Source organism: Micromonospora rifamycinica (assembly GCF_900090265.1).
Classification (GTDB): domain Bacteria; phylum Actinomycetota; class Actinomycetes; order Mycobacteriales; family Micromonosporaceae; genus Micromonospora; species Micromonospora rifamycinica.
The window spans coordinates 980,868-1,003,214 of the sequence record NZ_LT607752.1 but is presented as its reverse complement, the minus strand read 5'-3'; the positions used below and the strand labels follow the sequence as shown (position 1 = coordinate 1,003,214).

Genomic DNA, 22,347 nt, shown 5'->3' with positions numbered 1-22,347 from the left:
AACCTAACTCGTGATCAACTGGACCGCCGGGACGACCGGGGACGTCACGGTCCCCCCGCCCACGCGCCCGTCACCGACTGTCGAGGACTGCCCATGTGCCTGCCCGGATCCACTGTCGAGGCCCCCGTGACCGGGACGCGGCCCACCCCGCCCCGCGCCCACCTGTTCACCGCCGGTACCGTCGAGGACTACCGCCGGGCCGTCGTCGAGGGGATCGACCGGGTCGCCGCCCGGGTGGCCGGCGTCGACCAGCCCGGCACCGGCATCACCCCCGACGAGCTGGCCCCCCGGGTCGCCGGCATCGACCTGGACCGACCGCTGGGCGACACCGGCGCCGCCCTCGACGAACTGCACGACGTCTACCTGCGCGATGCGGTCTACTTCCACCACCCCCGCTACCTGGCGCACCTCAACTGCCCGGTGGTCATCCCCGCCCTGCTCGGCGAGGCGGTGCTCAGCGCGGTCAACTCCTCCCTGGACACCTGGGACCAGAGCGCCGGCGGCACCCTGATCGAACGCCGGCTGGTCGACTGGACGGCCGGGCGGATCGGCTTCGGCCCGGCCGCCGACGGCGTCTTCACCAGTGGCGGCACCCAGTCCAACCTGCAGGCGCTGCTGCTCGCCCGGGAGGAGGCGTACGCCCGGATCGTCGGCGGCGGCACCGACCGCCGCAGCCGGCCCGAGGTGCTGTCCCGGCTGCGGATCATCACCTCCACCGCCGGCCACTTCAGCGTCCAGAAGGCCGCCAAGCTGCTCGGCCTCGGCGCCGACGCGGTGCTCACCATCGCCACCGACGCCGGCCGGCGGATGCGTACCGACGAACTCGCCGAGACCCTCGACCGGTGCCGTCGGGACGGTCAGACCGTGCTCGCCGTGGTCGCCACCGCCGGCACCACCGACTTCGGCACCATCGACCCGCTGGAGCGGATCGCCGAGATCTGCCGCGCGGCCGGGGTCTGGCTGCACGTCGACGCCGCGTACGGCTGCGGGCTGCTGGTCTCGCCGACCCGCCGGCACCTGCTCGCCGGCATCGAACGGGCCGACTCGGTGACCGTCGACTACCACAAGGCGTTCTTCCAGCCGGTCAGCTCCAGCGCCCTGATCGTCGCCGACCGCCGGGTGCTGCGGCACGCCACCTGGCACGCCGACTACCTCAACCCGGCCCGGATGGTCGAACGGCGGATCCCCAACCAGGTCGACAAGAGCCTGCAGACCACCCGCCGGTTCGACGCCCTCAAGCTCTGGCTCACCCTGCGCATCATGGGCCCGGACGCGGTCGGCAGCCTCTTCGACGAGGTGGTCGACCTCGCCGCCGCCGCCTGGCGGCTGCTCGCCGACGACCCCCGGTTCGAGGTGGTGACCCGCTCACAGCTGAGCACCGTGGTGTTCCGCTACCTGCCGCCGGGCGCGGGCCGGGACGTCGTCGACGACGCCAACCTGCACGCCCGCGAGGCGCTGGCCGCCACCGGCGCCGCCCTGGTCGCCGGCACCAAGGTCGACGGTGCCCACCACCTCAAGCTCACCCTGCTCAACCCCGAGACCACCCTGGACGACATCGCCCACGTGCTCGACCTGATCGCCGAGCACGCCGGCTGGTACGCCCGCACCCGCGCCACCGCCGAGCTGTCCAGCCCCGTCGGCTGACCACCCCCGCCCTGGAGACAACCCCTGTGTCGACGCACGACTTCATCGCCATCGGGCTGGGCCCGTACAACCTCGGGCTGGCCTGCCTGACCGCGCCGCTCGACGACCTCGACGGCCTGTTCCTCGAAGCCCGGGACGACTTCGACTGGCATCCCGGCATGCTGCTGGACGCCACCCGGTTGCAGACGCCGTTCATCGCCGACCTGGTCACCCTGGCCGACCCGACCTCGCCGTACTCCTTCCTCAACTACCTGAAGGAGGTCGGCCGGCTCTACCCGTTCTACATCCGGGAGAGCTTCTTCCCGCTGCGCCACGAGTACAACGACTACTGCCGGTGGGCGGCGGCGAAGCTGCCCTCGGTGCGCTTCGGCCACCGGGTCACCTCCGTCGAGTACAACCCCGCCGACGACCGGTACGTGGTGCACGCCGTGGTCGACGGCGAACGGGTCACCCACCGGGCCCGGCACCTGGTGCTCGGCACCGGCACCCCGCCGCACGTCCCGGACGCCTGCCGGGGCCTCGGCGGCGACGTCATCCACAACTCCCGCTACCGGGAAAACCGGACGGCGCTGCGCGCCAAGCGCAGCATCACCGTCGTCGGCAGTGGACAGAGCGCCGCCGAGATCTACCACGACCTGCTCGCCGACCTCGGCGGCTACGGCTACCAGCTCAACTGGGTCACCCGGTCGCCGCGCTTCTTCCCCCTCGAATACACCAAGCTCACCCTGGAGATGACCTCACCGGACTACGTGGACTACTTCCACGCGCTGCCCGAGGCGACCCGCTACCGGCTGGAGAGCAGCCAGAAGAGCCTGTTCAAGGGGATCAACGCCGACCTGATCAACGACATCTTCGACCTGCTGTACGCCCACCGGGTGCACGGGCCGGTGCCGACCCGGCTGCTGACCAACACCGAGCTGACCAGCGCCCGGTACGACGAGAGCACCGGCACGTACACCCTCGGGCTGCGCAACGTCGAACAGGAGCGCGACCTCACCCTGGACACGGAGGGTCTGGTGCTGGCCACCGGCTACCACTACCGGGTGCCGGAGTTCCTGGCCCCGATCCACGACCGGCTGCGCTGGGACTCCCACGGCCGGTTCGACGTGGCCCGCAACTACAGCATCGACCACACCGGCCGGGGGGTCTTCCTGCAGAACGCCGGCACCCACACCCACAGCATCACCTCACCCGACCTGGGCATGGGGCCGTACCGGAACTCCTGGATCATCCGGGAGCTGACCGGCCGCGAGCACTACCCGATCGAGGACCGGATCGCCTTCCAGGAGTTCGGCGTGCCGGCCGGAGCCCACCGGTGACCGACGTCGTGCACCGGCGGCACGACCCGGGGCTCGGCGAGTTCACGCTGCGCACGCTCGACCCGGAGGGGGACGCCCGGCTGCTGCACGGCTGGGTGACCCACCCGAAGGCGGCGTTCTGGCTGATGCAGGACGCCGACGTCGAGCGGGTCGCCCGGGAGTACCGGGGGATCGCCGACCACCCGCACCACGCCGCGTACCTCGGGCTCTGGCGCGACCGGCCGGCGTTCCTCGCCGAACGCTACGACCCGGCCAGGGTCGAACTCGTCGGCCTCTACCCCGCCCGGCCCGGCGACGTCGGCATGCACTTCCTCTGCGCGCCCACCGACCAGCCGGTGCACGGCTTCACCCGGGCCGTCATCACCACCGTGCTGGACTGGCTCTTCGCCGACCCGGCCACCCGCCGGGTGGTGGTCGAACCCGACGTACGCAACACCGCCGTGCACGCCCTCAACGCCGCCGTCGGCTTCACCGTCGTCGGGCCGATCCGCAAACCCGAGAAGGACGCCCTGCTCAGCGTCTGCACCCGGGACCAGTTCCTGGCCGCCACCCGAGGAGACCTGCCCGCGTGAACCCCGCCGCATCCGTGGCCCACCTGAACCCGGCCACCTGGACCCACGCCAACCGGCTGCTGGTCGGCAAGGCACTGGCCGAGTTCGCCCACGAACGCCTGATCCACCCCGCCCCCACCGACGACGGACGGTGGGCGGTCCGCACCGACGACGGCACCGTGGAGTACCGGTTCACCGCCCGCCGCTTCGCCCTCGACCACTGGCGGATCGACCCGGACAGCATCACCCGGCGACGCGGCGACGAGGACCTGCCGCCCGACGCCGTCGACCTCTGCCTCGAACTGCGCGACGCGCTCGGCCTCACCGACCAGGTGCTTCCCGTCTATCTGGAGGAGATCACCTCCACCCTGGCCGGCACCGCGTTCAAGCTGGACCGGCCGGCGGTGAGCGCGGCCGAACTCGCCCGCGCCGACTTCCAGGCCATCGAGACCGGCATGACCGAGGGGCACCCGTGCTTCGTGGCCAACAACGGCCGGATCGGCTTCGGCGTCCACGAATACCATGCGTACGCCCCGGAGACCGGCCGACCGGTCCGGCTGGTCTGGGTCGCCGCGCACCGCGACCACGCCACCTTCAGCAGCGCCGCCGACCTCGACTACCCGACCCTGCTGCGCACCGAACTCGGCCCGGACACCCTGGCCCGGTTCACCGGCACGCTGACCGACGCCGGTCTCGACCCGGACGACTACCTGCTCATCCCGGTGCACCCGTGGCAGTGGTGGAACCGGCTCGCCGTCACCTTCGCCGGTGAGGTGGCCCGGCAGCGCCTGGTGTGCCTCGGCGAGAGCCCCGACGAGTACCTGCCGCAGCAGTCCATCCGGACCTTCTTCAACGTCACCGAACCGCACCGGCACTACGTCAAGACCGCGTTGTCCGTGCTGAACATGGGCTTCCTGCGGGGCCTGTCGGCCGCCTACATGGAGGCCACCCCGGCGATCAACGACTGGCTCGTCGAGCTGGTCGCCGCCGACCCGGTGCTCGCCGGCACCGGACTGACGGTCATCCGGGAGCGGGCCGCTGTCGGCTACCGCCACCCGCAGTACGAGGCGGCCACCGACCGCTACTCGCCGTACCGCAAGATGCTGGCGGCGCTGTGGCGGGAGAGCCCGGTGCCCGGCCTGGCCCCCGGCCGGCGGCTGTCCACCATGGCCGCCCTGCTGCACACCGACCGGGACGGACGCTCGCTCGCCGCCGCCCTGGTCGCCGAGTCCGGCCTGCCCGCGCGTCAGTGGCTGCGCCGCTACCTCGACGCCTACCTGGTGCCGCTGCTGCACAGCTTCTACGCCCACCGGCTGGCCTTCATGCCGCACGGTGAGAACGTCATCCTGGTGCTGCACGACGGCGCGGTCGAGCGGGTGATCTTCAAGGACATCGCCGAGGAGATCGTGGTGATGGACCCCGACGCCGACCTGCCGCCGCCCGTGCGGCGGGTCCGTGCCGCGATCCCCGACGACGAGCAGTTGCTGACCATCTTCACCGACGTCTTCGACTGCTTCTTCCGCCACCTCAACGCCGTGCTGGCCGCCGAGGGGGTGCTCGACGAGGACGACTTCTGGCGTACCGTCGCCGACTGCGCGACCGACTACGCCGCCCGGGTGCCGCACCTGGCCGACCGGCTGCGCCGGCACGACCTGTTCGCCGCGGAGTTCACCCTGTCCTGCCTCAACCGGCTGCAACTGCGCAACAACCAGCAGATGGTCGACCTGGCCGACCCGTCGGCGGCGCTCCAGTTCGCCGGCACCCTGACCAACCCGCTCGCCCGCCACGCCCCGCCCCGATGACCACCGCGCTGTCCGCCGCGCCACCCGGCCCGGCGACCCCGCTGCGGTCGCGCTGGCTGATCCTGGCGGTGCTCTGCCTCGCCCAGTTGACAGTGGTGCTGGACAACACCGTGCTCACCGTGGCGGTGCCGGTGCTCACCACCGAGCTGGACGCGAGCACCACCGACATCCAGTGGATGATCAACGCGTACGCGCTGGTGCAGTGCGGGCTGCTGCTCACCGCCGGCAGCTTCGCCGACCGGTACGGCCGCCGCCGGATGCTCGTCGCCGGCCTGGTCCTGTTCGGCGTCGGCTCGCTGGCCGCCGGGCTGGCCCGCTCCGGCGACCAGCTGATCGCCGCCCGCGCCGGCATGGGGGTCGGCGGGGCGCTGCTGGTCACCGCCACCCTCGCCGTCGCCATGCAGGTCTTCGACGGGGCCGAACGAACCCGGGCGATCGGCCTCTGGGCGGCCACCAGCGCCCTCGGCTACGCCGCCGGCCCACCGATCGGCGGGATCATCCTGGCCCACCTGCCGTGGGGCGCGATCTTCCTGGTCAACGTGCCGATCGTGCTGGTCTGCCTGGCGGCGGCCCTCGCCCTGGTGCCGGAGTCCCGGGATCCGGTCGGCGGGCGGCCCGACCTCGGCGGGGTGCTGTTGTCCACCGCCGGTCTGACCGGGGTGGTCTGGGCCATCATCGACGGCCCCGAACGCGGCTGGACCTCACCGGCCATCCTCGGCGCGGCCGGCGTCGGCGTGCTGCTGCTGGCCGCCTTCGTCGGGTGGGAACGGCGGATCGCCGCCCCCATGCTGGACATGCACTTCTTCACCGACCGGCGGTTCGTCGGCGCGGTCACCGGGGTCGTCCTGATCACCTTCGGCTCCACCGGCGCGCTGTTCCTGCTCACCCAGGATCTCCAGTTCGTCAGGGGCTACCCGGCCTGGGAGGCGGGGCTGCGGATGGTGCCGTTCGCGCTCTCCATCGTGCTGCTCAACCTCGGCGGGGTCGCCACCCGGCTGATCCGCCGGCTCGGGGTACCCGGGGCCATCGCGCTGGGCATGGTGCTGCTCTCCGCCGGCCTCACCCTGATCACCCACGTCCGCTCCGACGGGTACGCCGTGCTGCTGACCGGGCTGCTGGTGATGGGCTTCGGCTGCGCCCTGGCCAACCCGGCCATCGTCGAGGCGGTGATGAGCGCCATCCCCCCGGCCAAGGCCGGTGTCGGTGCCGGGATCGACGGCACCATGGCCGAGGTGGGGGGCAGCCTCGGCATCGCCGTCCTCGGCGCGGTGCTCAACGCCCGGTTCGCCGCCCTGGTCCCGGTCGCGGTGGCCGGGGCCGGCTCCTACCCGGCCGCGCTGGCCGCCGCCGCAGGCGACGCCGAACGCGGCCGGGTCACCGACGCCTTCTCGTCGGCGCTGGTCACCGGGCAGACGGCCGGGGCGGTGGCGGTGCTGGCCGGGGGACTGCTCGCCGCCGGCCTGCTGCGCCGCGCCGAGCGCACCCGCTGAGTGTGCCCGCCGTCGGGCGCATCCGCCGAGCGCGCCGGCCGCTCAGCGGGCCGACCGGCTGCCCACCGGCCAGGCCGCCGGAATCCGTTCCAGCAGCCCACCGGCGAACACGTCGCGCAACCCGAGCGGCTTGAGGTGGACGTACCCGATGTGGCAGTCGCAGAGCGCGGCGTCGCACGCCCGGGGTCGCAGGGCGGCCCGCCACGACCCGTCGTAGAGGTTGCCGATCGGCGCGGGCCGGAAGTGGCAGCGGCGCACCGTGCCGTCACCCGCGACGGAGATCGCCGTCTCCCCGGCGTGGCAGGGCCGGTCGAGTGACCGGTGCGGGCGGACGCTCCAGCCGAACAACGGGTCCAGCGCCGTCCAGGCCGCCTCCTGCCCGGCGGTGTAGTGGTGCCCGTCGGCGGCGTTCACCCACAGGTAGACCTCCCCGGGCAGCGCGGCGCGCAGCGCCCGCGCCTCGGCCAGGTGCTCGGGCAGGCCGACCACCCCGACCGAGTAGCGCACGCCCAGCTCGGACAGCCGGGCGCAGCGGGCGAGGAACCGCTCCCGGGTGACCTGCCCCGGGTGGTACGTCGTCCACAGCGCCGCCGTCGCCCGGTCGGCGTCGGCCAGCCAGTCCACCCGGGCGGCCAGGTTGGTCTGGATGACCACCCGGTCGACGTGCGGCAGGTGCGACAGCGCCACCATGGCGTCGCGGTACCAGCTGCGGGTCAGCCCCTCGCCCCACGGGGTGAACAGCACCGACAGCCGCCGGTCGGTGGTGGCCGCCACCCAGCCGGTGAACCGCTCCAGCGCCGCCCGGTCGGCGCGCAGCAGCTCCGGCGGGTCGACCCGCTTGGCGAACGGGCAGTACGGGCAGTCGTAGTTGCAGCTCGCCAGCGGCCCCCGGTAGAGCACCGCCAGCTCCGCGGCCGGCTTGTCGTGCCGCACCGCCAGCTCCGCAGCCGGCTCGTCGGGTCGCGGCGGCGGCGCGGCGGGGTGCGCCGCCGAGAGCGGGGCCGGCGGCCGGACGGTGGGGTGCGGCAACGGCGTCGGGGGCCGGGCGGTGGGAGTCACCGGGGGACGTACCCGGTCATCGCCTGCCGGACCCGGGCGGAGGTCAACCACGGGCCGATCGCGTCGGAGCGGGCCAACCCGGCCGGGGTGAGCCGTAGCCCGTCGGCGTCGGCCCAGCCCCGGTCGGCCAGCCGGCCCAGCTCGGGGAAGTCCTCGCCGGGCGGACGGCCGAACCGGGCGGCGTAGGCCGCCGCGTCGACTCCCTCGGCCCGCAGCAGCGACTTGAGCAGCCACCGGCGGCGCTGCTCGGTGCCGTCGAGGGCGAACCCGAACTCGGCGTACCGGAAGTCGTCCGCCGGGCGGGCCAGGTAGTCGTCCAGCACCATCCGCACCTGCGACACCGAGACCGCGTAGTCGAACGAGTAGTGCAGCGCGGTGGTGTAGGAGCGCGCCCCGCAGCCGAGCCCGACCATGCCGTCGTCCTGGCAGCAGTAGTCCGGCCCGTCCGGGGCGGGCACGTCGGCACGGCGGAACTGCCGCATCGACTCCTGCCGGTAGCCGGCCGCGCCGAGGACCTCCACCGCCTGCTCGTAGAGGGCCAGCCGGTGGGCGTCCCAGTCGGCCCGGCCGTGCGCCCGCCGGCCCAGCCCGGTCAGCGGCCGCACGTAGAGCGGGTAGAGGTACAGCTCCTCCGGCCGCCAGGCGAGCGCCGCGTCCAGGCTCTGCCGCCAGGTCGCCGCCGTCTGCCCGTCGATGCCGTAGATCAGGTCCACGTTGAGCACCGGGACCGCCGCGGCCCGGATCGCGCCGAGCGCCGCCTCCACCTCGTCGCGCCGTTGCGGGCGGCCGGCGGCCCGCGCCTCGACGTCGAGGAAGCTCTGCACGCCGATGCTCACCCGGTGCACCCCGTGCGCCGCCAGCACCGCGAGCCGGTCCGGCGTCGCGGTGGCCGGCGAGGTCTCCACCGACAGCGGGACGCCCGGCAGCCGTGCCCCCGAGACGCCCGTGACGATGGCGAACAGCTCGGTCAGCTCGTCGGCGGTCAGGTAGGTGGGGGTGCCGCCACCGAACGCCACCCGGGCGTACCCGGCGTCGTCGCCGAGCGCGTCGGCGACCCGTTCCGCCTGCCGGCGCAGTTGCCGCAGGTAGGCAGTCACCTGCTCCTGCGGCGGGTTGGCCCGGGTGAACAGGTTGCAGAAGCCGCAGCGCATCTCGCAGAACGGCAGGTGCACGTAGAGGAAGAGGGCGTCGCGGGCCTCGGCCCGCCACACGTCGGCCAGCAGCGGCCGGGGCCGCAGCGCCCGGTAGGAGGTCTTGTGTGGGTACGCGTAGAGGTACTGCTGGTACGGCGAGCCGTCGAGGCCCGTGTCGGTGCTGGTCACCATTCCCCCGGTCGCAGAGTGAAGTGGGCGTACGGGACGGTCCACACCACGTCGTGGCCGATCCGGTGACCGGTGTGGCCGTCCTCGCCGTACGCGGTGCCGTGGTCGGAGCAGACGATCGTGAACACCGGCCGCCCTCGCCCGGTGAGCAGGGAGAACAGCCGGTCGACCCGGGAGTCGACGTACTCCAGGGCGGCGGCGTGGCTGGCCCGGCTGTCCTCGTCGGCGCCCGGCAGGTAGTGCCGGTTGGGCTGGTGCAGGGCGGCGACGTTGAGGAAGGTGAACACCGGCCGGTCGGCCGGGACGTCGGGCAGCACCGCGGCCAGCCGGTCGAGCTGCGCGTCCAGGCAGGTCGGGGCGGTGACCCCGAACGCCGGTTCCCAGTGCGCCTCGGCGAAGAGACCGGGCAGCACCGACCCGAGCGGGCTGCGCCGGTTGAAGAAGCCGACCCCGCCCAGGCAGAGCGTGTGGTAGCCCGCCCCGGCCAGCGCGGTGGGCAGGTCGGGGGCGTCGAAGACCCAGGTGTCGTCCCCGGCGGTCTCGCTGCCCGGGAACGTCGCCGCGTACAGCCGCTCGTGCCGGCCCGGCCCGACCGGGGTGGGCAGAAAACCGGCGAAGAAGGCGTGGTGCGCGGCGTAGGTGAAGCTGGCGGGGGAGTGCCGTCGCTCCCACCGCCCGCCCGGCAGTACCCGGGCCAGTCCGGGGGTCCGCCCGGCCCCGGCCAGCTCGTCGGCCACGTCGAACCGCAGCGTGTCCAGGGTGACCAGGCAGATGTCGTGACTGCCGATCAGGGCGCGCATCCGGTCTCCTCCCGCCACCGGTCCCACCGGCCGCCGGTCAGCGCGTGCACCTGCTCGGCGTAGGTGTCCCGGCCGTCGGCCAGCACCCCGGGCAGCAGGTCGCCGAACGCGTTGACCTCGGCCACCGCGTGCCGCTGCCAGCCCAGCAGGAACATCAGGTCGACGCCGACGTGCAGCGACCGGGGGAAGCACGCCGCCGCCCGGGCACAGGTCCGCATCGCCGCCGCCCAGGACTCCGGGCCGGCCGCCGCCCGCAGCGCCTCCAGGTCGCCCCGCGCGTTGCCCAGGTGCAGGTTGGTCATCGGCCCCCGGGCGGCCCGGACCACGGCGTGGGTGGGGCGGCCGGCGACCACCACCACCCGCAGGTCGACCACCCGGTCGGCCAGCCCCGCCTTGGGCAGCCACCGCTCCACGTGCAGCCCCTCCGGGGCGAGCCGGTCGACCAGCGCCGCGACGGTCGCCTCGTCGTCGTAGCCGCGCAGCCGCAACGAGTTGAACAGCCCCTCCGGGGTGACCTCGATCGGGGTGACCGCCCGTACCCGGCCGGGGCCGACGGCGAGCGCGATCACCCCGGCCGCCGACGAGCCGTGCGCCGGCTTGACGAACACCCGGTGCCAGCCGGCCGCCGCCATCGCCGCCCGGAGCTGCGGATAGCCGTCGACCGACGGCAGCGCCGCCGGCACCGGCACCCCGGCCGCCGAGAGCAGCGCGTGGCAGCGCCGCTTGTCGCACAGCGCCGCCACGTCGTCCGGGTGGTTGAGCAGCGTCGCGCCCCCGGCGGCCACCCGGCCCATCCCGGCCACCAGCCCGGCGTACGTGTCGGCCAGGCCGATCAGCTCCCCGTGCCGCGCGGGGGTGGCCGCGCCGCGCAGCAGCCGGTCCACCTCCGCGTCCTCACCGGGGGAGTCGACCCGGACCAGGGTGTCGGCGTCCGGCGGGGCCGCCCCGGTGAGCACCCGCGCCCAGGGCAGCACCGCCGGATCGGGCAACCCCGCCGCGCGGACGGCCCGCCGGAACAGCGCGACCCGCCGGTTGTCGGGGTTGCCCACCACGGTCAGTCGCATGTCACTCCGACACCGCCGTGTAGCGGTAACTCTCCCCGTCGTCCTCGTCGGCCTCCTGCGGCTCGGAGATGTCGACCTCGACCCCCGGCAACGCGGCGACCACCCGGTCGGCGGCCTCCTCCGACAGGTAGTGGTGGTGCAGGTCGAGGGCGGCCAGGTGGGTCAGCGGCTGCCCGGCGAGCAGCGCGGCCAGCCCGTCGTCGGACAGGGTGCCCAGCGACAGGTCGAGCCGCTCCAACCGGGGCACCACGGCGGCGGCGGCGAGCGCGGCGGCCAGCTCGTCGGCGATCTCGGCGTTGCGCAGCCCGAGCCGGCGCAGCGCCGGGAAGAGCTTCCCGGCCAGCAGCGCCTCCAGGTCGGCCACGGTGGTGTTGCCGCCGTAGTCGTCGGTGCCCAGCCACAGGTCGAGGTGGTGCAGCGCGGGCAGCTCCGAGTCGAGCACCGCGCGGACGAACTCCCGGGGCAGCCCGCCGCTCTGCACGGACAGCGTCCGCAGCCGCTCGTGGCGCACCGGGGAGAAGCTGAACTCCTCGCCGCCGCGTACCCGCAGCACCTCCAGCTCCGGGAAGGCGGTCAGCAACTGGCTGACGTCGCCGACCCGCATCCAGGAGACCTCGCACTCCTCGGTGACCATGTCGCCGAGGAACAGCGCCCGCAGCCGGGGCAGCCGGGGAGCCGCCGCGCAGAGCTGGGCGATCGGGGCGTGGTGGAACGCCGCGTATCCCCAGGCCCCGACGACGAGCGCCTCGACCTGGTCACCGACCTGCTCGACGAACCGGTCGAACCGGTCCCGGAACTGCTCCGACAGGATGTCCTGCCGGGTGTTCCCGTCGAAGTGCCAGTCGGCGATCCGCCAGCAGACCGGGCCGTCCACGACGGGCGGCGGCCCGTCGGCGGGGAACTCGACCACCGGCCGACCGGCGAACGTCTGCGCGTGGGAACCGAACGTCATCGCCGCTCACTCCCCGACCGCGGTGAAGCGGTAGACCGTGCCGTCGTACTCGTCCGGTTCCTGCGGCTCGGAGACGTCGACCTGGACACCGGGCAGCGCGTCGGTCAGCCGCTGCGCGACCTCGGGAGAGAGGAAGTGGTGGTGCAGGTCGAGCCGGCGCAGGTGGGTCAGCGGCTGCCCGGCCAGCAGCGCCTCGGCACCCGGGTCGGTGAGCACCCCCATCGACAGGTCGAGCACCTCCAGCCGGGACACCACCGGGGCGGTGGCCACCGCCTTCGCGACGTGGTCGGCGAACTCGGCGTTGCAGACCGCCAGGTGACGCAGCGCCGGCAGCCGGTCGCCGGCCAGGACGGCGGCGAGGTCGTCGGTGCCGGTGTCGCCGCCGTAGTCCTGCCGGCCGAGCCACAGGTCGAGCCGGCGCAGGGCGGGCAGGTCGCTGTCGCCCACCGCGCGGGTGACCTCGGCCGGCAGGCCGCCGGTCTGGAAGCCCAGCTCCCGCAGCCCGGTGTGCCGCACCGGTCGCAGGGTCAGCTCGTTGGCCCCGCGTACCCACAGCGTCTCCAGCTCCGGGTAGGCGGTCAGCAGCGGGGTGAGGTCGCCGTGGGTGAGCCAGGAGATCTCGCACTGCTCGCTGACCAGGTCGGCCAGGAACACCGCGCGCAGGGCGGTCCAGTCCTTGGCCGCGTCGGCCAGCAGGTCGACCGGGAGCGCCCGCTCGTACGCCGAACCCCATTCGCCGATCACCAGGGCGCGGACCGCCTCGCCGGGCACCTCCGCCCGCAGCGCCGTGACCAGGGCGGCCATCTCCTCCGGCTCGGCCTCGAAGTCCTCGACCTCGAGCCGCCAGGCGACGGCCGACGGGTCGTCGGGCAGGGTCATCCCCGGTGTGAAGGGGACCACCGGCATTCCGGCGAACGACGACATGTGCGAACGGATCACGCCTACCTCCGGCTCGACTGGTGTGACAGCGGCGCGACCGTAACAGGCCGGCCCGACAAGACGATCAGCGCCGGTTGTGCCCGGTGGCCCGGGGAGGACCGGGGGTGTCCGGCCGGTGACGCTTTACAGCGGAAGCCGGGTGTGGGAGGCTCAGGAAAGCGCTCCCACGGCTGTCCGTGTTCGGATACCCCTGGGGAGTTCGCTCGTGAGAAATCGCACCCGGCGGGTGGCATCGATCGTCGCCACCGCCGTCACCACCACTCTCGTCGCCGGTGTCGTCACCGCCGTGTCAGCGCAGGCCGCCGCCGGCTGTCAGGTCACCTACCAGGTGGGCGCCCAGTGGGCCGGTGGCTTCACCGCCGCCATCACGATCAGGAACCTGGGCGACCCCGTCAGCGGCTGGCGGCTCGGCTGGAGCTTCCCCGCCGGGCAGACCATCACCAGCGCCTGGGGCTTCACCGCCAGCCCGGCCAGCGGTGACGTCGTCGCCACCAACCTCGACTACAACGCCGCCATCGCCACCAACGGCAGTGTCGACGTCGGGTTCAACGGCACCTGGACCGGCAGCAACCCCGACCCCGCCGGCTTCACGCTCAACGGAACCGCCTGCACCGGCACGACCACCCCCACCACCGCACCCCCCACCACCGCACCCCCCACCACGCCGCCGGTGACCACGCCCCCGCCCACCACCGCGCCGCCGACCACGCCGCCGGTGACCACCGCGCCGCCGACGACGCCGCCGCCCAGCGGGACGCCGACGGTGGCGGCGGACGGCAGCGGCAGGTACCGCACCGTGCAGGCCGCCATCGACGCCGTACCGGCGAACAGTTCGGCCCGGGTCACCATCACCATCAAGCCCGGCACCTACCGTGAGGTCGTCCGGGTGGCCTCGAACAAGCCCAACGTCACCCTGCGCGGGCTCGGCTCGGGGCCGTCGAACGTGGTGCTGGTGTACAACAACTCCGCCGGCACCCGCAAGCCGGACGGCACAACCTACGGCACCTTCAACAGCGCGAGCATGTTCGTCGACGGGGCCAACTTCGTCGCCGAGAACCTCACCATCTCCAACGACTTCGTGGAGAACACCTCGGGGGTCGACCAGCAGGCGGTGGCGCTGCACCTGAACGCCGACCGGGCGGTGCTACGCAACGTCCGGCTCCTCGGCGACCAGGACACCTTCCTGGTCAACGACAAGACCCGGGCGTACGTGGTCAGCTCCTACGTGGAGGGCACCGTCGACTTCATCTTCGGTGGTGGCACGATCGTCATCGACAGCTCCTCGATCTACGAGAAGCGGTCGACCGGTGGACCGATCACCGCCGCCCGGACGCCGGCCAGCAAGACGTACGGGATGCTGATCTACCGGTCGACGATCACCGGGGCGACCAACAACACCACCCAGCTCGGTCGCCCGTGGGGTCCGGACGCCCAGGTCCTCTACCGGGAGTCGACGCTCAGCGCGACCATGAAGACCGCCCAGCCCTGGACCGACATGTCCGGCAACGTGTGGCAGAACGCCCGGTTCCGCGAGTACCGCAACACCGGTCCCGGCGCCGGCACCAACGGAAACCGTCCACAGCTCAGCGATTCCCAGGCGGCCACCTACACGCCGCAGCGGTACCTGGCCGGCAGCGACGGCTGGAACCCGATGTGAGTGTCCGGCCGACGGTGGACGAACGCCCACCGAGGTGACACCGGTCCCCGCGTCGGCACCCGACGCGGGGACCGGGACGGTCGGCAGCACGGGCGGGCGGGTCAGTCGACCGGCCCGCCCGTGCTGCCGACCGCACAAGTGCCCTCGCGCTCCTCGACGAGGGCGCGGCGCAGTCGTGGCGGAACGCAGATGAGCTGGGAAAACGCATGTCATCCGGGGTGGTCGCCGGGGTCGGCGACCGGTCGTGGACCCGGAAAGGCCTTGCGGATCATTGCCGGCGGATGTCGAAAAGTTTGCCGCAAGGTCTTGCAAAATCTTTCATCGATGCCGCATCGTCTTTCCACCGGACAGCCGTCCACCCCGCACCGCGACCCTTCGACCCCCGGAAGTAGGTCCACTCCCGATGTCCGTACCCCGCGTCCCCCGGGGAACCCGTCTGCGACGGGGCCTCCTCGCCCTCGCTGTCACCGCCTCCTCCCTCGCCGCGCTGAGCGCGCTGCCGGCCACCGCCCCCGCGACCGCCGCCGTCGCCCTCAACGACAGCGAGGTCACCGCCAACCTCTGGGAATGGAACTGGCGCTCCGTCGCCGCCGCGTGCACCGACCACCTCGGCCCGGCCGGCTACGGCGCGGTCCAGGTCGCCCCACCGCAGGAGTCGGTCAGCCTGCCGAGCAGCGCCGACGGCGTACACCCCTGGTACGAGGTCTACCAGCCGGTGTCCTACCGACTGGAGAGCCGGTTCGGCACCCGGCAGCAGTTCGCCGACATGGTGACCGCCTGCCACAACGCCGGGGTGCGGGTGTACGTCGACGCGGTGGTCAACCACATGGCCGGCGCCAACAACCCCGAGTCGGTCGTCGGGTACGCCGGCACCGACTTCTCCGGCCCCGGCTACAGCTTCCCGGCCGTGCCCTACGGCACCGGCGACTTCCACCGCCCGGGGGACAACTGCCCGACCTCCGGCGCGATCAACGACTGGAACAACGAGGCCCAGGTGACCAGCTGCGAGCTGCTCTCCCTGACCGACCTCTACACCGAGAAGGACGCCGTCCGCACCAAGATCGCCGGGTTCCTCAACGACCTGGTCGGCCTCGGGGTCGACGGGTTCCGGGTGGACGCGGTCAAGCACGTCAAGAAGGACGACTTCGCCGCCATCCTCGGCAAGGTGCGCAACACCACCGCCGAGAACAAGCGCCCGTACGTCGCCCAGGAGATCTTCGACGGGGCCAGCAACGACGCCCTCAAGGCCCGCGCCTTCACCGGCAACGGCGACGTGCTCGACTTCGGGTACGCCAAGGGCCTGAAGTCGGCGTTCCAGGGCTCGATCGCCAACCTGGCCAACGTCGGCAGCTGGAACCTCGACGCGCCGAGCGCCAACGTGTTCGCCATGGTCACCAACCACGACCTGGAGCGCGACGGGGTGGTGCTGTCCTACCGCGACGGCAGCGACTACGTGCTGGCCAACTACTTCGCGTTGGCCTACCCGCACGGCAAGCCGTCGGTCTACGACAGCTTCACCTGGTCCAACCGCAACCAGTCGCCGCCCGCCGACGGCAACGGCTACGTCACCGACACCGTCTGCGGCGGCAGCTGGAACTGCCTGACCCGGTCCACCGGGATCAAGGGCATGGTCGGCTGGGCCAACACCGCGAAGTCGGTCCGGACCGTCTCCGACTTCACCGTGGTCAACAGCAACGTCATCGGCTTCCACCGGGGTGACCGGGCCTGGATCGGGATCAACGACTCGGGGTCGGCCAGCACCGCCACCTTCACCACCGGCCTCGCCGACGGGTCGTACTGCGACGTGATCTCCGGGGCGCGCGGCACGGCCGGCTGCACCGGTACCACGGTGACCGTCAGCGGCGGCCGGGCCACCGTGCGGATCCCCGCCAACGGCGCGGTGGCGCTGCACGCCAACGCGAAGGCCGGCAGCACGCCGACGCCGACCGCGACGCCGACCGCCTCGCCGACGCCGACCGCGACGCCCACCCCGACCGCGCCCGCCGGCACGGTCGCCACCACCTTCACCGTCACCGCGTCCCTCGCCGGTGGCCAGGACGCCTACGTCGTCGGCAGCGTCCCGGCGCTGGGCTCCTGGAGCCCGGCCGACGCGGTCAGGCTGACGGCGCAGGGCGGTGGGGTCTACCGGGCGGTGGTCACCCTGCCGGCGGCCACCACTGTGGAGTTCAAGTTCCTCAAGAAGACCACGGCCGGCGTGGTGACCTGGGAGTCGGGCGGCAACCGGACGTTGACCACGCCGGCCGGCGGCACCTCGTCGGTCACCGACACCTTCCGGGGTGACCCGGCCGGCACCCAGGGCGCGTCGTTCACCGTCAACGCCACCACCTCGTACGGCCAGAACGTCTTCGTGGTGGGCAGCGTCGCGGCGCTGGGCTCCTGGAACCCGGCCAACGCGGTGGCGCTCTCCTCGGCCGCCTACCCGCTGTGGCGGGCCACGGTCGCCCTGCCGGCGAACACGGCGTTCGAGTACAAGTACCTCAAGAAGAACCCGGACGGCACGGTGACCTGGGAGTCCGGTGGCAACCGCAGCGCCACCGTCGGGTCCACCGGCTCGTGGAGCGCCAACGACACCTGGCGGTGACGCCGGTGTCGGCTGCGGCGGCCGGTCCCCTCCGGGGGGTCGGCCGCCGCGCCGATCGGGGACCGGCAGCCCGGCCGGCGTCGGATCCGGACCAGGCTCCGGGCCGGGCTCCTGGGCGGCACCGCGGGCCGGGTGACCCGCACCGGCGCGCTGCACGTCGAGGCCGACTGGTGGCGGTTCGTCGGCCACCCGCAACAGCATGGCCTGGGGCAACTCGGCCGGCGGGTTCATCGACAACGGCAACCCCGGCACGCTGGTCTTCGAGCGCGACACCGCCTGGCGCAACGGCAGGGCCGGCTTCGACGTCTCCCGCTCGACCTCCCGGCTCAGCCGCAACCTCGCGGTCGGCAACGCCCCCGCCCGCACCGACGGGAGCGCGACGGCGCCGCAGGGCCGGACCCTCCCCGGACTCCCCGGCCGGGGCGGTGCCCCCGACCGTGGACTCAGCGGCCCTGGAGGGTGCGGACGTTGTCGCCGAAGGTCCAGCCCTTGGAGCCGTCCCAGTTGACCGACCAGGTCATCAGCCCCTTCAGGCCGCCCCGGTAGGTGTTCCACGCCTGTGCCACCGAGGCCGGCGCGAGGTAGCCGCCACCGGCACCGGGCTGGGCGGGCAGGCCGGGCACCTGCCGGTCGTACGGCACCCGGATGGTGGTGCCCTGGACGACCAGGCCGGCGTTGAGGCAGTCGGTCTGGGCGGTGAAGCCCGCCACCGTCCCGGCGGGGTACGAGTCACCGGCGCAGCCGTACATGCTGCCGTTGTAGTACTGCATGTTGAGCCACCAGAGCCGCCCGTTGTCGACGTACCGCTTGATGACCGGCAGGTACGCGCCCCAGATGGAGCCGTAGGTGACGCTGCCGCCGGTGACGTACGCGGTCTCCGGGGCCATGGTCAGGCCGAAGCCGGCCGGCATCTGGGCCAGCACCCCGTCGATGATGCGGACCAGGTTCGCCTGCGACGTGGACAGGCGGGTGATGTCCCCGCTGCCGGTCAGCCCGGTCTCGATGTCGATGTCGATGCCGTCGAAGTGGTACCGCTTGAGGATCGGCACCACGGTGGCGACGAACCGGTCGGCGACGGCTGCCGAGCCGAGGTCGATGCCGGCGGTGGCCCCGCCGATCGACAGCAGCACGGTCAGCCCGGCGGCCTTGGCCTGGCACATCTCGGTCGGTGTGGGCACCTTGACGGTGGCGTCCATGCCGTCCTCCCAGAGCACCGTGCCGTCGGCGCGGATCACCGGGAAGGCGGCGGTGACGACGTTGTAGCCGTGCCCGGTGATCCGGGGGTCGGTGATCGGGATCCAGCCCAGCGGCGGGTGGACGCCGTTCGCCGCGCCGTCCCAGTTCTCCCAGTAACCCTGGAGCACCTTGCCGGCCGGGCGGGGCTTCAGCGCGCAGCCGGTGCCGTCCGGCGGCGGTGTCGTCGTGCCGGGGGTGGGGGTCGGGGAGGGGGTGCGGGTCGGGGTGGGTGTCGGGGTCGGGGGCCGGGTGGGGGTGGCGGTGGTGGTCGGTGACGGGGTGGGGGAGGGGGTGCCGGTGCAGACGCCGAGGTCCCGCCAGAGGGCCGGCACAGCTGCCGGGTTCCAGCCGGCGCCGGCCGGCGGGGTGTGGGTCACCAGCGACTCGTAGAGGTGGCCGAGGTAGCTGACCCGGGTGCCGGCGGGGTAGCTGACGCCCTCGGCCCAGGCCGGTGCGGAGCAGGCCGCCAGGGCGCTGGCGGCACCCGTGGCGGTGGTCGGCGCGGCGAAACCGTTCGCGGCGGGCAGTGCGGCGGCGAGCAGCACCGCACCGGCCAGCCAGGCTGTCGTCCCGGGTCGAAGTCGCATGACATACCTCCTCGTCGATGGCCGGGAGGCTATCAGTTAACTTTGTTTAATGTAAATGCCCGGGGTCGTCGTCAGGGGATCGGGTTCCAGCCGTCCGCGCCGGCCAGGTACCGCTGCGGGGTGTAGGTCGGGGCCTGTGCGTCGGTCAACTGTGGCCGGTCGGCGGTGACCGTCGACCCCGGCCCGCTGTTGCGGTACTCGGCGAACCGGGCGTCCCGCCAGGAGAAGCCGGACATGTCGGTCCAGGGGGAGTCCTTCACGTGCGCGCCGAGCACGTTGTCGCGGAACACCACCTGCCCGATCGCGTTGACGTCGCCGCTCGGGTGCCACGGCCGGCCGAGGTGCACGCTCTGCGCCGCCGCCGCGTCGGTGGTCAGTGTGCAACCGGTGAAGAGCAGGCCGTACGGGTTGGCGATCATCGTGGAGGCCGCTGTGACGTACCCGTTGTTGCTGGCCGAACCCCGGTCGAGGGACCGGATCTCGCAGCCGTCGAAGACCCCGGTGCCCCGGCCGAAGATGAAGTCGACGTCGCCCTCGACGTAGCAGTCCCGGAAGTACGCCCGGCCGACAGCGTCGACGGAGGCGCTGTTGTGGTAGAGCGTGTCCTGGTTGCCGAGGAACCGCACGTCGTCGAAGACCAGCCGGTCGGCCCGGGTCAGCACGGCCACCGCCTGCTCGGCGCTGTAGCCGTGCGCCGCCTCGTCGAAGTCGTTGGCGAAGGTCAGGTGCCGGGCGGTGAAGTCGTTGCCGTCGATGGTCACCGAGGCGCTGCCCGAGGTGCCGTAGGTGCCGCCGCCCGGCTTCGGGGTGCCCGAGGCGTTGTCGTAGACGATCACCACGTCCCGGGGGTCGCCGGTCGACCCGACGAACGACACGTACGGCTTGCCGGCCGGGACCGTGACCGTCTCCCGGTAGGTGCCCGGCCTGATGGTGATGGTGTACCGGCTCGCGTTGCCCACCGGTACCGCGTCCACCGCCGCCTGCACGCTGGTGTGGTCCCCGCTGCCGTCCGGGGCGACCACCGAGGACCGCTCGGCCGGCCCGGTGCCGGTGGGCGTGGGCGTCGGGCCGGTGGGCGACGGGGTCTCGGACGGGGTCGCCGTGGGGCTGGCGGTGGGGGTGCCGGACGGGGTGGCCGTGGGGCTCGGCGGCGCACTGGTCGGGGCCGGCTCGCCCCGGGTCACCAGCACGTCGTCGAAGCGGGCGGTGGCGTTGCCGGTCTGCACGCCGATCCGGCCGGTCGCGGTCAGGGTGCCGGTGCCGGAGCCGACGGGGACGCCGTCCACCCAGCCGCGCACCACCGTCCCGGCGACCTCGATCCGCAGGGTGTGCCAGCCACCCGTCATCACCCGGTGGGACACCGTGCCCAGCGGGGTGGCCCGGCCGCTGCGTACCGCCTCCAGCCGGACCTGGTCGCCGGCGAGCAGGGCGAGCCGGTAGTAGCTGGTCGCGCCGCTGGCGCGGGCCAGCAGCGCGACCATGCCGTTGCCGGGCAGGGTCAGCGGCTTCACCCGGGCCTGGACGGCCTGGTCGGCCCAGGACGCGCTGCCGGCGAACAGCCGGGCGTCACCGGTGTCGCCCCTGGCCTGCTGCAACGCCGGGCTGTCGTCGGCGGCCACCGACCAGGTGCCGCCGGAGCGCGACCAGCCGGCGAGGTCGCCGTCGGTGAAGTCGTCGCTGAACAGGGTGGCGGCGTGGGCGACCTGCGCGCCGCCGAGCGGGGTGAGGGCGAGCAGCGCGGTGCTGAGTGCCGCCGCGACGGCGACGGCGAGCGGGCGGCGGTTCCTGCGCATGGCGGATGGACCTCCGGGGACGGGGTGGAGGTGGCGAACGACCTAAGAAAGCGCTTTCCTGGCGCACCGTAACCCCACCCATGCGTGACTGTCAATGTGAGCCGACCCGGCTTCCGACGTCACCCCGGCTCGTCCCTGAGGTCCCCCTCAACCCACCCCGAGGGTGGCGGCGAGGCGGACGAGGGTCGTCGGGGCGGTGGGCTCACGGACGACCCGCGCCAGCACGTCCCGGCCGACCGGTCGGTGCCGGATCTCGGCGGGAGCGATCCGGTCGGCGTCGACCAGGACCCGTCCGGCGCCGACCGGGTCCGCCTTGCGCAGGTGGGCGCGGGCCACGTCGAGCAGGTGCCCGGCCCGGTGCTCGACGGGCAGCCACCGCCAACCGTCCCGCCGGGTGACCTCCTCGTGCCGGGACACCGCATCGTGGTCGTCGCCGAGGCTGAGCGCGGCGGCGGCCCGCGCCACCGCCACGGCGGTCGGTCCGAAGCCCGTCCGGTGGTGGTCCTGCCCGTCGCCGACGGCCGTCGCCAGGGCCGCGGCCTCGTCGAGCAGGTCGGCCACCGCCACGTCGTCACCGTGGGCGGCGGCGGCCAGCGCCGCCTGGAGGAGCAGCGTCCCGCACAACGACAGATCCGCGGCCAAGCCGCCCTCGATCACCGGTGGGGCGATCCGGTACGCGGCGGCCAGCGTCGCCGACTTCGCCCCACGGGCCTGGTCGGACGCGCGCAGCACCTGGCCCAGTTGCACCGCTGCGGCGGCGACGAGGGCCGGGTCGCCGGCGGCGACGCTCATCGCCCGGTCCGCAGCCAGCCAGGCCAGATCCGGCACGGCCAGCTTGACCAGCAGCGACGTGGTGACCCGGTAGGCATCCACCAGGGCCGCCCGACCTGCCGGATCGGCGGCACGGGTCCGCTCGACATCCGCCAGCAGCCCCGGCAGCAGGGCTGCCACCTCGGGATACCGGGCGTGCTGGAAGGTTGTCCAGGCGTGCGCCACCTGCCGGGCCACCTGGCCGACCGGCAACACCGGTCGACCGCCCGCCGGCCGGGCCAGCGGGATGTCGTACCGGGCGAGGGCCGTCCGGATCCGCGCGACATCCACCGTCCGCCCGGTCGCCTCGGCCGGCCGAGCATCCCGGCCGAGCAGCACCGCCGGGTCGATGCGCAGCACGGCGGCGATGTCCTGGAGCGTGGAGAGCTTGTCCAGGGTACGCACACCCCGCTCAACCTTGTCCACCCAGCTCTTCGACTTGCCCAACCGGTCGGCGAACACCTGCTGCGACAGGTTGCGTCGCCCCCGCCAGTACGCCACCCGCCGGCCAACCGGCAACAGTTCGCTACTGTCCACGACGCCACTGCCGGTCCGGTAACGCCCGGGTGGTCTCCTCGGCCGGTATCCGTTCGGCCTCGGCCTGGGCGAGGAGCCGTTGCCTCGCCTCCTCGTGCTCCGCCGCCTGGATCTGCGCGCCCCGGCTCGCTGCCGGCTTGTCGTCCTGGTCCCGCATGTCGCCTCCATCGGTAGGGGCGCGGC

General features: G+C 73.4%; 17 protein-coding genes. 7 read left to right on the top strand and 10 right to left on the bottom strand.

The features are described from left to right. Positions 1-93: 93 nt before the first annotated feature. The 5 genes from GA0070623_RS04205 to GA0070623_RS04185 are packed head-to-tail and all read left to right on the top strand — an operon-like array spanning position 94 to position 6,806. Entirely contained in the window at positions 94-1,644 is a 1,551-nt protein-coding gene (locus GA0070623_RS04205; RefSeq protein ID WP_067309809.1) for a pyridoxal phosphate-dependent decarboxylase family protein, read from the top strand. 26 nt (positions 1,645-1,670) lie between these two features. After that, a complete protein-coding gene (locus GA0070623_RS04200) occupies positions 1,671-2,963 on the top strand; it encodes a lysine N(6)-hydroxylase/L-ornithine N(5)-oxygenase family protein (RefSeq protein ID WP_067309806.1) in 1,293 nt (430 codons plus the stop codon). Next, positions 2,960-3,535, top strand: coding sequence for a GNAT family N-acetyltransferase (locus GA0070623_RS04195; RefSeq protein WP_067309803.1), 576 nt, complete (start codon positions 2,960-2,962; stop codon positions 3,533-3,535). The genes GA0070623_RS04200 and GA0070623_RS04195 overlap by 4 nt, the downstream gene beginning before the upstream one ends. Then, positions 3,532-5,316 (top strand): IucA/IucC family protein, encoded by a 1,785-nt coding sequence (locus GA0070623_RS04190; RefSeq protein ID WP_067309800.1) that lies wholly within the window; start codon positions 3,532-3,534, stop codon positions 5,314-5,316. The genes GA0070623_RS04195 and GA0070623_RS04190 overlap by 4 nt, the downstream gene beginning before the upstream one ends. Then, positions 5,313-6,806 carry an MFS transporter gene (locus GA0070623_RS04185; RefSeq protein WP_067309797.1) on the top strand — a complete coding sequence of 498 codons (1,494 nt, stop codon included), beginning with the start codon at positions 5,313-5,315 and terminating at the stop codon, positions 6,804-6,806. The genes GA0070623_RS04190 and GA0070623_RS04185 overlap by 4 nt, the downstream gene beginning before the upstream one ends. A 42-nt stretch (positions 6,807-6,848) precedes the next feature. Here the strand turns inward: GA0070623_RS04185 and GA0070623_RS04180 are convergent, their stop codons facing one another. The 6 genes from GA0070623_RS04180 to GA0070623_RS04155 are packed head-to-tail and all read right to left on the bottom strand — an operon-like array spanning position 6,849 to position 12,942. Then, entirely contained in the window at positions 6,849-7,865 is a 1,017-nt protein-coding gene (locus GA0070623_RS04180; protein WP_231932655.1) for an STM4011 family radical SAM protein, read from the bottom strand. Further along, positions 7,862-9,190: an STM4012 family radical SAM protein gene (locus GA0070623_RS04175; protein ID WP_067309794.1), complete on the bottom strand. Its 1,329-nt coding sequence runs from the start codon at positions 9,188-9,190 to the stop codon at positions 7,862-7,864. Before GA0070623_RS04175 ends, GA0070623_RS04180 begins: the two co-directional genes overlap by 4 nt. Then, complete coding sequence (locus GA0070623_RS04170; RefSeq protein ID WP_067309791.1) at positions 9,184-9,987, bottom strand: STM4013/SEN3800 family hydrolase; 804 nt, start codon at positions 9,985-9,987, stop codon at positions 9,184-9,186. Before GA0070623_RS04170 ends, GA0070623_RS04175 begins: the two co-directional genes overlap by 7 nt. After that, on the bottom strand, positions 9,975-11,051 hold the full coding sequence (locus GA0070623_RS04165) for an STM4014 family protein (protein ID WP_067309788.1): 1,077 nt from the start codon (positions 11,049-11,051) through the stop codon (positions 9,975-9,977). Before GA0070623_RS04165 ends, GA0070623_RS04170 begins: the two co-directional genes overlap by 13 nt. 1 nt (position 11,052) lies before the next feature. Beyond that, the gene (locus GA0070623_RS04160; protein WP_067309785.1) at positions 11,053-12,003 is read right to left on the bottom strand and encodes an STM4015 family protein; all 951 of its coding nucleotides are present in this window, start codon (positions 12,001-12,003) and stop codon (positions 11,053-11,055) included. Positions 12,004-12,009: 6 nt separating this feature from the next. Further along, positions 12,010-12,942, bottom strand: a complete 933-nt coding sequence (locus tag GA0070623_RS04155; protein WP_197700044.1) for an STM4015 family protein — start codon at positions 12,940-12,942, stop codon at positions 12,010-12,012. Positions 12,943-13,147: 205 nt separating this feature from the next. On the opposite strand from GA0070623_RS04155, the gene GA0070623_RS04150 reads away from it, so the two are divergent. Further along, positions 13,148-14,599 carry a pectinesterase family protein gene (locus GA0070623_RS04150; RefSeq protein WP_231932654.1) on the top strand — a complete coding sequence of 484 codons (1,452 nt, stop codon included), beginning with the start codon at positions 13,148-13,150 and terminating at the stop codon, positions 14,597-14,599. A gap of 403 nt (positions 14,600-15,002) precedes the next feature. Continuing rightward, positions 15,003-17,201, top strand: coding sequence for a carbohydrate-binding module family 20 domain-containing protein (locus tag GA0070623_RS04145; protein WP_067315644.1), 2,199 nt, complete (start codon positions 15,003-15,005; stop codon positions 17,199-17,201). Positions 17,202-17,644: 443 nt separating this feature from the next. On the opposite strand, the gene GA0070623_RS04140 is transcribed toward GA0070623_RS04145, so the two are convergent. The 4 genes from GA0070623_RS04140 to GA0070623_RS30770 all read right to left on the bottom strand — a co-directional run bounded on the left by GA0070623_RS04140 (position 17,645) and on the right by GA0070623_RS30770 (position 22,321). Further along, complete coding sequence (locus tag GA0070623_RS04140) at positions 17,645-19,024, bottom strand: carbohydrate-binding protein (RefSeq protein ID WP_089003904.1); 1,380 nt, start codon at positions 19,022-19,024, stop codon at positions 17,645-17,647. 71 nt (positions 19,025-19,095) lie between these two features. Beyond that, entirely contained in the window at positions 19,096-20,817 is a 1,722-nt protein-coding gene (locus tag GA0070623_RS30775; protein ID WP_231932653.1) for a pectinesterase family protein, read from the bottom strand. Positions 20,818-20,964: 147 nt separating this feature from the next. After that, entirely contained in the window at positions 20,965-22,164 is a 1,200-nt protein-coding gene (locus tag GA0070623_RS04130; RefSeq protein WP_231932652.1) for a helix-turn-helix domain-containing protein, read from the bottom strand. Beyond that, positions 22,154-22,321 carry a hypothetical protein gene (locus tag GA0070623_RS30770; protein ID WP_231932651.1) on the bottom strand — a complete coding sequence of 56 codons (168 nt, stop codon included), beginning with the start codon at positions 22,319-22,321 and terminating at the stop codon, positions 22,154-22,156. Before GA0070623_RS30770 ends, GA0070623_RS04130 begins: the two co-directional genes overlap by 11 nt. Positions 22,322-22,347 lie beyond the last annotated feature (26 nt).